This window comes from Rossellomorea vietnamensis, assembly GCF_008180615.1.
GTDB lineage: Bacteria > Bacillota > Bacilli > Bacillales > Bacillaceae_B > Rossellomorea > Rossellomorea vietnamensis_D.
On record NZ_VTEH01000007.1, the window covers coordinates 128,597 to 142,785 of the forward strand.

Here is a 14,189-nt window from a genome sequence, read left to right on the forward strand (position 1 = left end):
CTTTTAACTGGAAGATATTTTTCTCAATATCCCCATAATGATTGTAACAAAATTATAGAACAGGAGCGAAGCCCATGCCTTATGTAACCGTTAAAATGATCGAAGGACGCAGTGAGGACCAAAAGAAAGCCCTGGTCGAAAAGGTAACTGCAGCTGTCAGCGAAACAACAGGTGCCCCTGAAGAGAAAGTCGTCGTATTCATAGAGGAAATGAGCAAGAATCATTATGCCGTGGGTGGAAAACGTCTAAGTGACGAAGAATAGTCATTTTGTTTTCCCGTCTCAGCAGAAAAGCCGCCGGTCCAATGTGACTGGCGGCTTTTTTTGAGCTTCGCCTCCATTTCACTCTATCTGCTCTTGTGTAACTGTGAGCTCCCTTGAGACCTCCCACCAGTATTGGGACCCCTAGAAGTTCTCTTGGTTACCTTTTCTTGCTTTACCACTACCATTTGGGCACCTAGAAGCTTTCTTGGTTACCTTTTTCATGCTTTCCCACTACCATTTGGGCACTTAGAAGCTCCCTTGGTTACCTTTTCTTGCTTTCCCACCAGTGTTTGGGCACCTAGAAGCTCCCTTGGTTACCTTTTCTTGCTTTCCCACTACCATTTGGGCACCTAGAAGCTCCCTTGGTTACCTTTTCTCGCTTTCCCACCACCATTTGGACCCCTAGAAGCTCCCTTGGTTACCTTTTCTTGCTTTCCCACCACCATTTAGGCACCTAGAAGCTCCCTTGGTTACCTTCCCTTGCTTATCCACTACCATTTGGGCACCTAGAAGCTTTTTGGTTACTCTTCCTCACTTTCCCACCAGCACTTGGGCGTCTAAAAGCCTCCTTGACACCGCTTCCCAGAAAATTTCACTGACCATGGGTCTCTAAAAACCTCCTTGACACCTTTCCCCTGCTAACCTTACTCTTTCCAGGTCTCTAAAACCCAGACTCCCACCCGAAAATCCATACCGCCCGATCCTTCCTCACCAAAGGGTCTCCGCATAACAAAAAAACCCGCCACATCAGTGACAGGCTCCGAGATTATTGCACAATCTTCTCTTTCAGTGATTCGATATATTCATAGGCAGTATCGATTTCTTCTACCGTATACTTCTGCTTGCTCTTCAGGGTAAAGATCTTTTCTTCCACTTCTTCACGAGGCAGGTTATCGAAATATAACACTGTTGATACGAGTTCCAGGAAACGGGAAGGCTGCTCGTTCATGGCCTCCAGGCAGTCCTTCAGGAACGGCATGTCCGTTTCATACATGTTCAAAAAGCCCTGTCCTTCTTCTGTCACGGTGTAACGGTATTGGTAGTAGCCGCCTTTTTTCTCTTTGAGCTCGCTGATGAAGCCCATGTTACATAGTTCTTCCACTCGAAGGGTCAGCTCCTCAGAGTAAGGACCGTAGAAATGAAACTGGAATTTTTCTTGAAAAGGGAACGATAATTTCTTGGCAATATATATCATTTTCTGCAGTTTTTTTCTGCCGGTAATTTCCCCGGAAGCCAAAAATGCACTCATTAATTTCGTGTGATCCTTTAACACTTTTACTTCATCTCCTACTTCAAAAATTACTCGGTGTTCCGCCATTAGGTGCACGGAGGCCGTCTCAGAAGTTTCCGGACCCAATTCTGCAACCGCGGTTCCGGCTATGGCTTATGAGACAGCCTCACTATGAATCAATCGAGTTCCAAAATGGAACGGATTTGTCTTTTGATGGTTTTCTTGGATGTTTCATCATATAAAAAATCGGCAGGGTAATAGAGTTTGTGGTCTGTTCGTCTTTTACCTGAGATCGCGTCCACGATATCAGACTGCCTGGACAATTCCTTCAAGTCGTTGCCCGGCATCAGTAAATGAATCGGCAGACGCTCCTCTTCTTCCCCCGGCCGGTAAAAATCATACGGAAGATCCGATGATGAATCGACGACCAGATAGTACTCCGGATCGATTCCGGCTTTTTTGAATAGCGTTTCCAGCTCACTATGTTTCTTGTATTCCTTCGCTGGATCGAATTCAACGTATTTGAAAAGGTTTCTGTTCATAAAGCGGCGGCAGAGGTCGCTCAGCACAGGATCATCCTCCTCTTCCCATGTCTGGAAGTAGAACATGATCACCGCTTCATCCAGCTTTAAATAATCCTCAAGTGATACGTCCTCTTCAAAGAGGGAATAAAAATGGAGAGGATCATATTTGAAAGCATACGAATCTTGATAAAGGTCTTTTGCACGATGAAGGATTTTAGTCAGAATTACTTCCGCACTCCGCGTAACAGGATGGAAATACACCTGCCAGTACATCTGATAACGGCTCATTATGTAATCCTCCACTGCATGCATCCCGCTCGACTTAATGACGACCTGGTCTTCCCTCGGCCTCATCACGCGCAGGATCCGCTCCATATCGAAGTGGCCGTAGCTGACCCCTGTAAAATAGGCATCGCGCTGCAAATAGTCCATCCTGTCAGCATCGATCTGGCTGGAAATCAGGCTGACGACCTGCTTGTTGGCATAGGTTTTCGCTATGACCTCAGCAACATGCTTGGGAAACTCACTGCCTACTCTTGAAAGGACCTGGTTAACTTCAGTATTTCCCAGAATAATTTCCTGTGTGAAATGCTCATGATCGAGATGGAAGACCTTTTCGAAAGAATGGGAAAAAGGTCCATGACCTAAATCATGAAGCAATGCAGCACATAAACTTAAAAGTCTCTCATCCTGGCTCCATTCCGGCCGGCCCTGAAAGACATCGTCTACAATCCGGCGGACAATCTCATAGACACCGAGGGAATGATTCAAACGGCTGTGTTCTGCGCCATGGAACGTCAAATAAGTGGTTCCGAGCTGTCTGATCCGCCTCAGCCTCTGGAACTCCTTTGTCCCGATTAAATCCCAAATGACCTGATCTTTCACGTGTACATAACGATGAACAGGGTCTTTAAAAACTTTTTCCTCATGCAACTTCAATTTGGAATATTCCATCCTTTACCCTCTTCCTGTCTAACATATATCCATTATAGACGGTTTTTTTTATAAAAACATCTCGAAGCCTGTCGAAAAATAAATAGAATTGCTGAAAATTGTTTATATCTCAAGGATTAAATGCCCTAAAAATTTTTTGCTCCAGAAACGGCTCTTGACAGACTCAAAGTACCCTTCCCGGGCAGAAGAACAACGAAACTATTAGAAAAAATTAATTTTAACATATTCGTATAGATTCTATTTATTTTGTACAAACTTCTAGTAAGAAAAGTTACTAAAATAAGGGAGTTGGAATAAATGAAATCTAGACAGGATGCCTGGACAGAAGAAGATGATCTGTTATTAGCCGAAACGGTTTTACGCCATGTAAGAGAAGGCAGCACACAGCTGAACGCGTTTGAAGAGGTAGGGGACAAATTGAACCGCACTTCCGCCGCATGCGGTTTTCGCTGGAATGCTGTAGTCCGCCACCAATATGAAAAAGCATTGAGCCTGGCGAAGAAACAGCGCAAACAGAGACAGCGCCTGCTCGGCAAAGACCAGGGCGGCAAGAAGAAGTTGTTATATCAGCCCCCGGCACCTTCATATGATGAAATCGACGCAATGTCTCTATCAATGTCTTCTGAAATGAGCGAAGAAGAACAAGAGTATACTAGTCCGGTTATGGAAACCATGGAAGCCGATACAGAATTTGCAGAAGAAACAGTCCAAGTTGATGAAGTGAATCCTTCTGCGGGAGCACCGGTCTACACTGCACCAGCTGCCAAGCGCGAACCGGTTCAAGGCAGAATGGAAATGTCTCTTGAAAAAGTCATTATGTATTTGCAAAACCTGGCACATTCGAATTTCCACTCAGATATTTTAAAAAGTGAGAATCAGAGATTGAAACATGAAAATGCTGAAATCAGACGCGAGAATGCCGATCTGCAAAAGAAAATCGGCGAACTTGAAAAGAATACAGTGACCATGCAGGAAGATTACGAAACCATGATGCAGATCATGAACCGTGCAAGAAAGCTTGTACTATTTGAGGATGAAGAAGGAAAAGCTCCAAGATTCAAAATGGACCGAAACGGCAACCTTGAAAAAGTAGCTGAATAAAAAAGCGCAAGCGCCTTGATCAGCCCCGACAGGCAAATGTTCCAAAGAGAAAAAAAGGCGGTTTTTCCTTGAGGCCACTGAAAAAGTCCAAAATTTGTTTAAAGGCAGAATCGCTCACTTCCAAGAGCGATTCTGCCTTTCTCATAAAAGTTTATGAAAGAGTGCTGGTTTTTTGTTGAGGAAGCCCACTCCGCCTGGTTGGGTGAATAATGTAATGGGCTTTAGAGAGAAAAAATCGTCCAGTCACTCTCTTAATTAGGTGCTCAGCCGTAAACAAGGGAATTTTTTTCCCTTATCTCCAATTTCAAACTTATTACGGGGAAAATAGAGGAACTATTTTCCCTTATATGATAAAAAGCACAATTTTACTAGCAGATTAAGCTAATTAAGGGAACTTTATTCCTCTATTTTAGCTTTTCTTAGAGTTTTGTAAGAAATAAGGGAATCTCTTTCCTCTATTTTCTATCCAAAACACTGAACTACATAGTTAAGCACCACCGGCCAGTGCCTTTAATTAGCACCCTTCTATCTTTCCACCGGTGGCAGGCAAATAAAAAACTCCCAAGGATTCTAAAGTTGATGAAGGATAGTTGACTTTATCTTAGATTAAAGCAAATAGATTATAAAATTCGATAGATTTTCAGTCCCCTCCTTCCCTTTTATTCTCTTTGGGTTATTTGCCCCTGAGGGACTAGGCGCTGGATTCAGAAACGCTGCCTAATTTTCAATTTAAAAATTTTATACGTTCTTATCTTTTAAAATAAACAGCACTCGCGGCGGCCAGTGCTGTTTTGTTTGAAGTGATAATTTAAACCTTGGATCAAAAGGATACCTCTAAGCGATGAAGATAAAATCGGCAGCCCAATGGACCACCGATTTCTATCTCTCTAATACTTTCTCATTTCTCTGATGGACTCTATCTAAATAGCCTTCATATAAAGAGATTTCATCGCCCTCCAGCTGGCTTGCGTAGATTTTCCCGCTGAACCCTTTCAGGGACTGAAAAAATCGGAGCATTGTATCTTGAATCGTTAATTCCACACCAAGAAGTTCTGAAAGGGAGGCCATGACCTCGGGCTGGATTTCAGGAAAGATGAATTTGCTGCTTTCTTCCCTTTTTCCAGCTGAATAAAAATCCCTGATGACTTTAGCCCGTTCCGACCCGCTTCCGCTTACACAAAGATAAATTTGCACCGCTACGCCATTTCGGATCCTTCTTTGCGAGATGCCTGCGAACTTTCTGCCGCTTATACTGAGGTCATAGCTGCCTGGACAATAAGAGTTCACGATTTCCTTTGCTTCAATGTGGACCGCGAAATCCTTGAACATATCCTCTGTCAACTGCAGCATGGCATCGTACCCGCGATTGATATCAATCCCTTTTTCAGAATCGGGAAACACAAGTGAGAGGTTGAGGACCCCTTCGTCCAAAACGACCGCCAACCCACCCGAGTTACGGACAATATACCGGTATCCGCGGTCTTCCAGCAGTTTCAAGCCATCTTCCAGTGCGGGGAGTTTAGTATCCTGAATTCCAAGCACGATCGTGTCATGATGAACCCAAGATCTCGCTGTGGCTGGTGATGTTTTCGCTCCTACTGAAGTGCACAGGGTATCATCGATTGCAAATGACTGCAGGGCATCAAATATCGGTCCCAGGCTGGATTGATCGATGATCCTCCATTCCGGCTGTAATAACAATGAGTGATTTTTCTGCATATCCATCGTTTCGTTCTCCTTCGAATATCATGGGGATTATTATATCATATCCCCTTTAACAGGTTGAATCCTCATTAAAAAACGGCCCCCAATGATGGAGACCGTTAACTTGCTGTTATAGCGCTTGCGCTGCCGTAATCAGTGCTAACTTATACACATCTTCTTCATTACAGCCGCGGGAAAGATCGTTGACCGGAGCATTCAACCCTTGAAGGATCGGGCCCACTGCTTCAAAGTTTCCAAGACGCTGTGCGATCTTGTATCCAATATTCCCTGCTTCCAGGCTTGGGAAGATGAATACATTGGCGTCACCTTTAATGACCGAATCAGGTGCTTTTTTCTCTGCAACAGAAGGAACAAAGGCCGCATCAAATTGGAATTCGCCGTCTAATGTTAAATGAGGCGCTTTTTCCTTCGCAACATTTACTGCTTCCGTTACCTTTTCTGTTTCAGGCGACTTTGCTGATCCTTTTGTAGAGAAGCTTAACATCGCCACACGAGGATCGATATCGAACATTTCAGCTGTTTTCGCACTTTCCATCGCGATTTCAGCCAAGTCCTGGCTGTCAGGATTGATGTTGATCGCGCAATCGGCAAAGACATATTTCTCATCTTCACGGACCATGATGAAAACGCCTGAAGTCTTGCGCACACCTTCTTTTGTCTTGATGATTTGAAGTGCTGGGCGGACAGTATCTGCTGTTGAATGTGCCGCGCCGCTGACCAGACCATGTGCTTTACCCGTATAAACGAGCATCGTTCCAAAGTAATTTTCATCGAGAAGGATTTTTTTAGCGTCTTCTTCAGTCGCTTTTCCTTTTCTTCTTTCGACAAATGCCTGTACAAGTTCTTCCATGAATTCATTGTCAGACGGGTCCAGGATTTCACAGCCTTCGAGGGAAGCGTTCACCTCTTTTGCTTTCGCCTGGACATTGCCGGCATTTCCAATGATGACAGGTGTAAGGATTCCTTCTGTGGCTAAGCGAGAAGCCGCGCTCAGAATTCTTTCATCCTGCCCTTCAGGAAAAACAATTTTCAGGTCTTTTCCTTTAACTTTTGCTTGAAGCGTTTCAAATAGATTGCTCATAAATTAAGCCCTCCTTCATTTATCCACTTTTAGCATACTCTTCTGCCGGGAGATTTCAAGAATAACGGACAGTGGCAGCGTTTCCAATGTAATTGTTTTTGTTTTTAGAAAATTTTATCCTTTTTAACCTGCTTTATTGTTCCCTTTTAAGGACACCTGTATGCAGTTTTGTCGTAATCACTAGTATAAAATGTCCTTTTTCAGCCAAGATTCTTATTCAGGTAATTGGGCCAAACTATGATATAGTAAGGGTGCATACTAGTTTATAAGGAGTGATACACATGAGTGAACCGGCACAAACGTTAGATGGCTGGTATTCTTTGCATGACTTCCGTGCAATGGACTGGACTTCCTGGAAAATGCTTTCGAGCGATGAAAGACAAAATGCAATCAATGAGTTTCATGGTTTCCTTGAAAAAATGAACAAGACACAAGCGCAAGAAGAAGGAAGCCACGCGCTTTACACGATTGTCGGCCAAAAAGCAGACTTCATGATGATGATTGTCCGCCCGACGATGGAAGAACTGAATGAACTTGAAACTGAATTCAATAAATTGACGATCGCTCAATATACTGTTCCTACGTTCTCCTATGTTTCAGTTGTTGAGTTGAGCAACTACCTTGCTGACGGTGAAGATCCTTATGAGAATCCGCATGTTCGCGCGCGTCTTTACCCGATCCTGCCAAAGGCCAAGCATGTGTGCTTCTACCCAATGGACAAGCGCCGCCAAGGAAACGACAACTGGTACATGCTGCCGATGGAAGAACGCCGCAGCATGATGCGCAGCCATGGTATGATCGGCCGCCAATACGCAGGAAAAGTAAAGCAGATCATCACCGGTTCAGTCGGTTTTGATGACTATGAGTGGGGAGTCACGTTGTTTGCAGACGATGTCCTTCAATTCAAAAAGCTTGTATACGAAATGCGCTTTGACGAAGTCAGCGCACGCTACGGCGATTTCGGCACTTTCTTCGTAGGAAACCTTCTTGAAGAAGAAAAGATATCCCATTTCTTATCTGTATAATTTAACGCTCTGGCCAAACAGACTTCATCTGTTTGGCCTTTTTTACACTTTTCTCTTATCCCTGATGCAGCTTGAACCCATCATCCTCCTTTCCTCCACCTTTTTATTTTCTTGAAACACAGTCCCCAGGAAACTTAAATGCCTTTCATAACATACTCAACTAAAGTCAAAATACGCAGGGCTTTTCAGCCTCCGCCTGCCAATGGCTTACTTAGTAAATTCACCAGCCCTGAAAGAGATATCTAAAATTTGTCCATGCACATTCTCCATCCACCTGGAATATTCCAGCCTATCCCTACATAAAAATGAAATAGTGAAATCAGAGCATACTCTCTTTATCATCATCTGCTTTATTTTTATATAAAAGAGAGTCTTAGAGAAAATTACTGTGCTTTGTGAACCAGAAGTGAACTACCTTCAAATTGAAGGATTATGATTACTCAAGGAGGTCTACATTGTGAAACAATCAACCAGCTCAAATCCCTATGGATACGGCTATACTCAGCCCCCATATTACGGCCAGCCCCAGAACTATATGGGAGGTCAGTATTACGGCGGCCAGGGAATGCAAGTTCCTCAGCCAACCAGCGCTCAGAGTCCGTCACAGAATTTTCCCGGCCAGCTGCCTGTAGAAGAATCTTACATTGAGAACATTCTTCGTCTGAACAAGGGGAAAGTCGCTACAGTTTATATGACATTCGAAAACAACAGAGAATGGAATGCTAAGATTTTCAAAGGAATTATTGAAGCTGCAGGTCGTGATCACCTTATCTTGAGCGATCCTCAAACAGGAATGCGCTACCTGCTGCCAATGATTTATCTTGACTACATTACATTTGATGAAGAAATTGAATATGAATATCCGTTTGGTGCAGGAGCTCCCACTGTTTCTTACTCACCAAGATAAAAGACAGAACTCCGGCCAAGAACAAAAGCTTCAGCGCCTTGCCCAACCTGAGGGGAGAGGCGCTGAAGCTGAGCGTGAAAAACATAGTTAAAATTGTCTGCAGAGGTTGAGTTTAGAATTTCTAAGCAATAAAAAAACCTGCGAACCATCAGGCGCGCAGGTTTTTTATAATTTTTCCTAAGAAAAAGTGTAAAACACACTTACATAGATTTTACAGCAGTAATAATGAGCAGCACCCATGCGATCAGGAAGGCTACCCCTCCTAGAGGCGTGATGGCCCCGAGCACCTTGATTCCTGTCAGGCTCAATATGTACAAGCTTCCGGAGAATAACACAATCCCGACTAACATCAGCCAGCCTGACCAGTTAAGCATTGAACCGGCGGCGATGTTGCCAACAAGCACTCCAATGATCAAAATCCCGATTGAATGAAACATTTGGTAAAGTACTCCTGTGTTCCATGTGTCAATGTATTTCTGAGAAATCTTCCCTTCCAGCGCGTGAGCACCGAAAGCTCCCAATGCTACTGAAAGAAATGCATTGATTGCTCCTATAATAATAAATGTTTTCATACCCTCTACCACTCCCATTTATACATATTAAAATTCAAACAGCGAGTCACCGTTGGCTCCATCGTCCGTCTCCAGCTTGCTTTCTTCCGTGATCCTCACTGACTGGGACTGCTGGTTGACAGCAGGCATCGTCATTTGCTGAGCTGGCACTTCTTTTGGAAAAGACTGCTGGCTGTAACCGGCACTTTCGGTTTCCAGCATCACTTCACATAAAGCCTTGATGGAGTTGATGTGCTCCCTGATGTTTTGCGGTCTTTCCGCTTTCTTTGCTTTAAGGAGTTCCTGCTCCATTTTATTGATTAATGAGACATGAGATATATTCATCGTGTCCCTCCTTACATGTAGGTATTTATTTTGTTTCTCATGGGTTTTCAAGACACTGTTTTTACAACCGTAAGTGGACTTACCCTGCCTTAAATACGGTCTCTGCATAAGCACTCTGTGTTAATGAAGATCATAGCATTTCCTGTAAAAGTAGTAAGCCGGCCGGAGATCACTTCCCCTGTTTGCCTTTCGGAGTAAACTTCAAGCAGCTTTCTCCTGAAGAACGAAAGACGACCAGGGAGGGCATGGCTTTCGTCTTGAATCCGTATGCTTTACAGCCCCGTGGATGAGCCGGTTCCCATGTTGTGTAAAAGTATTGGCATTGAAAACAATTGATTTTCTTTTTCTCTGGCAACTCTCTCGTCTCCCTATCCAGCATTCTTCCCTATTCTATCAAACTTATCGCGGATTTGCCTATCCTATGCTAATTGTGGCTGGTACTCTTTTTCTTACGCTTTATCCCCAAAAACTGTGGGTTATTAAGAAGTAATGGATTTCCGCTCCAGGTGGACGACTCCGCGGGGCGGGCGGTGAGCCTCCTCGGCTGCGCCTGCGGGGTCTCACCTGTCCCGCTAGTCCCGCAGGAGGTCGTCCGCCTTCCGCTCCAATCCTCATAAGTAAAAGTGGAAGAGGGTAAAATAGCATTCAAAGGCACCAATCTTTAGATAATGAGTCTTTTCCATAGGATTATTCACAGGACTGAATATCTTAGGAGGAAGCCCCTTGGTCAGCCCTACCTAGCAGGCAAATACCCAGCCCTATCAATTCTCAATTTTTCTATATACATAAAACAGTTGATTCTTATTCTCAAGGGACGTTTCAAGTTGCTGCTGTGTACTTAAATTTGTTTTGCTGTATTACAAATCCGCTGCATATGCCACTAGTCGCTTCACTGGAGGTGTATGTTACAACCTTCCGTCCTAACCCACTCTAAAAAGCTAAACTACCCATATAAAGAAAACGAACCAAAGCCAATTACCGCTTTGGTTCGCCATCCCTCCCATTGTTTCACGTGAAACATGGATGATATTGTCTGAAAATGCTGCTTTTATTCAATACACCAGTCAATTTCTTCTTCCTCATTTCTTTTCAGCCACTCATTGGCCCTTGAGAAAGGCCGGCTTCCAAAGAAGCCTTTCCTTGCGGAGAATGGGCTCGGATGCGGCGATTGTATGATGAAGTGTTTTTCACCATCAATCAGCTTCAGCTTTTCCTGCGCCGGTTTTCCCCATAACATAAAGACAAGCGGCTTTTCCCGGTGATTAAGATGTTGAATCACCTTGTCAGTGAATATCTCCCAGCCCTTTCCCTTATGAGAATGGGCCTTGCCCTTCCTGACTGTCAGAACAGTGTTCAGGAGAAGTACTCCCTGCTCCGTCCATTTACTCAGATTTCCGTGTTCCGGCACTTCACATCCGATATCATCTTGAAGCTCTTTATAGATGTTTCTCAGTGACGGGGGAACTTTCACACCTTTTTCAACAGAGAAGCTCAGCCCGTGAGCTTGTCCTTCCCCATGATAAGGATCCTGGCCAAGCAAAACGACTTTAACATCCTTGTAGGCTGTAGAATTCATTGCATTGAAGATATTACGCTTCTCTGGAAATACTCTTTGGGTCCGATACTCTTCTTCAAGAAACTCTTTCATATGAACAAAATAGGACTTCTCCATTTCGTCCTTCAGTACATCGTTCCAATCGTTCGTAAAATTGTCAGTCACGATAACACCCTTTCATGCTACCCTTTATATTCGATTGTTACTTTGTAGCCGAGCTGTCCGAAAAATTCTTCTAGTGATTTTTCGGCATTTTTTTCTGCCGTTTGCAGCAATCCCTGGTCGATCGCTTCCTGCTGGATCAGCTCTTTGGCCGCATGGGCAAGTCCGAATCCTTCCTCCCAGTCCACATCACTTCTGAAAATCCCTTCCACGGAAAATGTTTTGATGTTTTCCGTATCAAGAGAAGGAGACTGCAGGATTTCAGCTCTTGGCAGTTCTATTGTCATTTCTTTTCCCTCTTCATCTACTAAAATATCATTTTCTGATACTTTTTTCAGGTCGACTCCGGCCAGGACGGTTCCCGGTACTACCAATAACAGTTTTCGTTTCGTCCCTGGTACATCTGCTGATATCTCTTTTCCAAAAATCTTGTTATCTTCCTGTTCAATGACCGCCTTCGTAAAGGCTTGAGCTGTTGCCAGTGAGTTCATGTCTTTGATCTGTTCGACAAAAGACCCCTGCTCCTCCTGAAAGGAACTGCCGGAAAACCAGGAATACATGCCAATCGAAAGGCCTGCTATCACAATGACCGCTATGAGAAGCATGATGAGAAACTTGCTTTTCCAAACACTGAAGATTGCTCCTGCTGCCTTGAAGAAAGGCATCTTTATTTTCCCTCTATTTAAAACCGCCGTGGCGCTTGTCTGCTGACTGCTGTCCTTCAATTCTTCCAAGAGAGCTTCTATCTCTCTTATTCTACTTTCGTTACTTTTCAACTAGTTCACCATCCTCTGTTCATATTATAGAAAATATTGCCGAAAGTTGGAATACATAAATTTAAAAGAGGGTAAAGGAATAGTTACTACTTATTGGAGGAAAGCCTATGAAACAGTTGATGAACCGGCTTACTACGAGGAATGTAATCGCGGCGCTCCTCGTATTGGTATTTTTTGGTGCGATTATGTTCTACCAAACTCACAAGCCTCTCCCTGAAGGTACCTCCTATGAAGGGCAAGTCTTTCGGACGGATGACGTAAATTTCATCTATGACCTTTCTTTTAAAGATCACTCTGGCGATTTCCATCATGAGGCAAGAATATTCCAGAGGATCAATGAGATGATTGCGGAAGCAGAGGATTTCATCGTCATCGATATGTTCCTTTTTAACAGTTATTATGATGGAGAACATGAGATGCCTGATTTAGCAGGAAACCTGACCAAAGCCCTTATTAAAAAGAAGAAAAGTGACCCAGAAATGGAAATCGTCTTCATTACTGATCATATTAATACCACTTATGGGTCACACCCTGCTCCTGAAGTACAGAGCCTAAAAGATAATGGAATCAAGGTGATGTATACAGACCTGAACCCGTTAAGAGACTCCAACTTTGTTTACAGTGCAGTCTGGAGAACTTTTTTTCAATGGTTCCAATCAGAGCCTGAAGAAGAGGGCTGGCTTCCTAATCCCTTGGCCTCCACAGCGCCGAATGTAACAGTCCGATCCTATCTGGAACTACTGAATATCAAAGCCAACCATCGAAAGGTCGTGATTACTGACCAATCCTCTCTCATCACTTCGGCAAACCCTCATAATGCGAGCGGGTTTCATTCCAATATTGCCTTTGAAGTCGGAGGGCCTATCATCGGAGATATACTTAAGACTGAAAAAGCGGCTGCCCGGTACTCGGACGGACCACAGCTTCCGGACTTTCAAGGCAGCCAAGAATCTGGCGGCAGTATAAAGGTACAGGTACTGACGGAAGGGAAAATCTATAAGAGGGCATTGGCTGAGCTGGATAAAGCAGGTAATGGAGATACTGTCTGGCTGGGCATGTTCTATCTAGCCGAACGGAAAGTCATTGACAGGCTGGTCGAGGCTGCCCGCAGAGGAGCGGATGTAAGAATTATCCTCGATCCAAACCAAAATGCTTTTGGGAGCCAGAAAATGGGGCTGCCCAACATCCCAGTTGCAGCCGAACTGGAAGAGCGCGGTGAAGAGAATATTCAAATCCGCTGGTATAACACAAAAATGGAACAGTATCACACAAAGCTTCTATATATTAAAAAGCCAGATAAAGCCATCATCCTTGGCGGATCGACTAACTATACTTCAAGGAACTTTGAGGATCTTAACCTCGAAACCAATCTATGGGTGGAAACCCCTCTTGATCAAGAGGTTAATCAGGAACTTTCGGACTATTTCAACAGAATATGGACTAATGAAGACGCACTATATACTGAAAAATTCAGTGAAAAAGAATATGACATTCCCTGGCTGAAATATATCGGGTACCGAATTCAGCAGCTGCTAAATTTCACCACCTATTGAGATTGTTTAATCTTCCATCAGCCGGGTAAATAGAAGATATACCGCTTCATCAAAATTATAGAGGAGGCTGTAACAATGTATAAAGTAGAAACAGTTGAAAACGGAGTACAGGCAACAAAGGTCATTGAAGATCTGAATCGTGAAGGTTACGAGAAAGACGATATTTATATCTTTGCTCATGACAAAGAACGTTCAAAGGATCTAACAGAAGGAACTAATACGGAAAGCGTCGGCATGGGCGAACAAGGAGTATTTGATTCGCTGGGCAACACTTTCAAAAAGCGTGGAGACGAGCTTCGTTCCAAAATGAGCTCCCTTGGATTAACGGATGCAGAAGCAGATCGTTACGAGGAAGAACTCGATAAAGGCAAAGTAGTTGTCGTCGGCAGCAAAGATTAATTTTTGTCTGACTGCAGCACAACCGGCTTTTTATCTT

The 14,189-nt window shown here is 43.8% G+C and carries 14 protein-coding genes; 6 read left to right on the forward strand and 8 right to left on the reverse strand.

Annotation, left to right across the window (positions count from 1 at the left end):
• Window positions 1-74 precede the first annotated feature (74 nt).
• Window positions 75-263 carry a 2-hydroxymuconate tautomerase gene (locus FZC79_RS11365; RefSeq protein WP_113930583.1) on the forward strand — a complete coding sequence of 63 codons (189 nt, stop codon included), beginning with the start codon at window positions 75-77 and terminating at the stop codon, window positions 261-263.
• A gap of 766 nt (window positions 264-1,029) precedes the next feature.
• Here FZC79_RS11365 and FZC79_RS11370 read toward each other — a convergent pair.
• Complete coding sequence (locus tag FZC79_RS11370) at window positions 1,030-1,536, reverse strand: YwgA family protein (RefSeq protein ID WP_148946961.1); 507 nt, start codon at window positions 1,534-1,536, stop codon at window positions 1,030-1,032.
• Between the two features lie 134 nt (window positions 1,537-1,670).
• Window positions 1,671-2,972 (reverse strand): HD domain-containing protein, encoded by a 1,302-nt coding sequence (locus FZC79_RS11375; RefSeq protein ID WP_148946912.1) that lies wholly within the window; start codon window positions 2,970-2,972, stop codon window positions 1,671-1,673.
• A gap of 297 nt (window positions 2,973-3,269) precedes the next feature.
• On the opposite strand from FZC79_RS11375, the gene FZC79_RS11380 reads away from it, so the two are divergent.
• Window positions 3,270-4,073, forward strand: a complete 804-nt coding sequence (locus tag FZC79_RS11380; protein WP_148946913.1) for an RsfA family transcriptional regulator — start codon at window positions 3,270-3,272, stop codon at window positions 4,071-4,073.
• 879 nt (window positions 4,074-4,952) lie between these two features.
• Here FZC79_RS11380 and FZC79_RS11385 read toward each other — a convergent pair.
• Complete coding sequence (locus FZC79_RS11385; RefSeq protein WP_148946962.1) at window positions 4,953-5,792, reverse strand: lipoate--protein ligase family protein; 840 nt, start codon at window positions 5,790-5,792, stop codon at window positions 4,953-4,955.
• Between the two features lie 115 nt (window positions 5,793-5,907).
• Window positions 5,908-6,879 (reverse strand): phosphate acetyltransferase, encoded by a 972-nt coding sequence (gene pta, locus FZC79_RS11390; protein WP_148946915.1) that lies wholly within the window; start codon window positions 6,877-6,879, stop codon window positions 5,908-5,910.
• Window positions 6,880-7,160: 281 nt separating this feature from the next.
• Here pta and hemQ point away from each other — a divergent pair, with 281 nt between their 5' ends.
• Window positions 7,161-7,904: a hydrogen peroxide-dependent heme synthase gene (gene hemQ / locus FZC79_RS11395; protein WP_148939342.1), complete on the forward strand. Its 744-nt coding sequence runs from the start codon at window positions 7,161-7,163 to the stop codon at window positions 7,902-7,904.
• Window positions 7,905-8,439: 535 nt separating this feature from the next.
• Entirely contained in the window at window positions 8,440-8,811 is a 372-nt protein-coding gene (gene gerQ / locus FZC79_RS11400) for a spore coat protein GerQ (protein WP_397541118.1), read from the forward strand.
• A gap of 200 nt (window positions 8,812-9,011) precedes the next feature.
• On the opposite strand, the gene FZC79_RS11405 is transcribed toward gerQ, so the two are convergent.
• From FZC79_RS11405 to FZC79_RS11430, 4 genes are all read right to left on the reverse strand, one after another.
• Entirely contained in the window at window positions 9,012-9,383 is a 372-nt protein-coding gene (locus tag FZC79_RS11405; protein ID WP_148946917.1) for a DUF423 domain-containing protein, read from the reverse strand.
• A 27-nt stretch (window positions 9,384-9,410) separates the two neighbouring features.
• Complete coding sequence (locus FZC79_RS11410; protein ID WP_148946918.1) at window positions 9,411-9,707, reverse strand: YwdI family protein; 297 nt, start codon at window positions 9,705-9,707, stop codon at window positions 9,411-9,413.
• A 1,048-nt stretch (window positions 9,708-10,755) separates the two neighbouring features.
• Entirely contained in the window at window positions 10,756-11,427 is a 672-nt protein-coding gene (locus FZC79_RS11425) for a uracil-DNA glycosylase (RefSeq protein ID WP_148946921.1), read from the reverse strand.
• A 17-nt stretch (window positions 11,428-11,444) separates the two neighbouring features.
• On the reverse strand, window positions 11,445-12,200 hold the full coding sequence (locus FZC79_RS11430; RefSeq protein ID WP_252183310.1) for a DUF4230 domain-containing protein: 756 nt from the start codon (window positions 12,198-12,200) through the stop codon (window positions 11,445-11,447).
• 107 nt (window positions 12,201-12,307) lie between these two features.
• Between FZC79_RS11430 and FZC79_RS11435 the strand changes: the two genes are divergently transcribed.
• Window positions 12,308-13,753: a phospholipase D family protein gene (locus FZC79_RS11435; RefSeq protein ID WP_148946922.1), complete on the forward strand. Its 1,446-nt coding sequence runs from the start codon at window positions 12,308-12,310 to the stop codon at window positions 13,751-13,753.
• A gap of 75 nt (window positions 13,754-13,828) precedes the next feature.
• The gene (locus FZC79_RS11440) at window positions 13,829-14,152 is read left to right on the forward strand and encodes a general stress protein (protein WP_148946923.1); all 324 of its coding nucleotides are present in this window, start codon (window positions 13,829-13,831) and stop codon (window positions 14,150-14,152) included.
• Window positions 14,153-14,189: the final 37 nt, after the last annotated feature.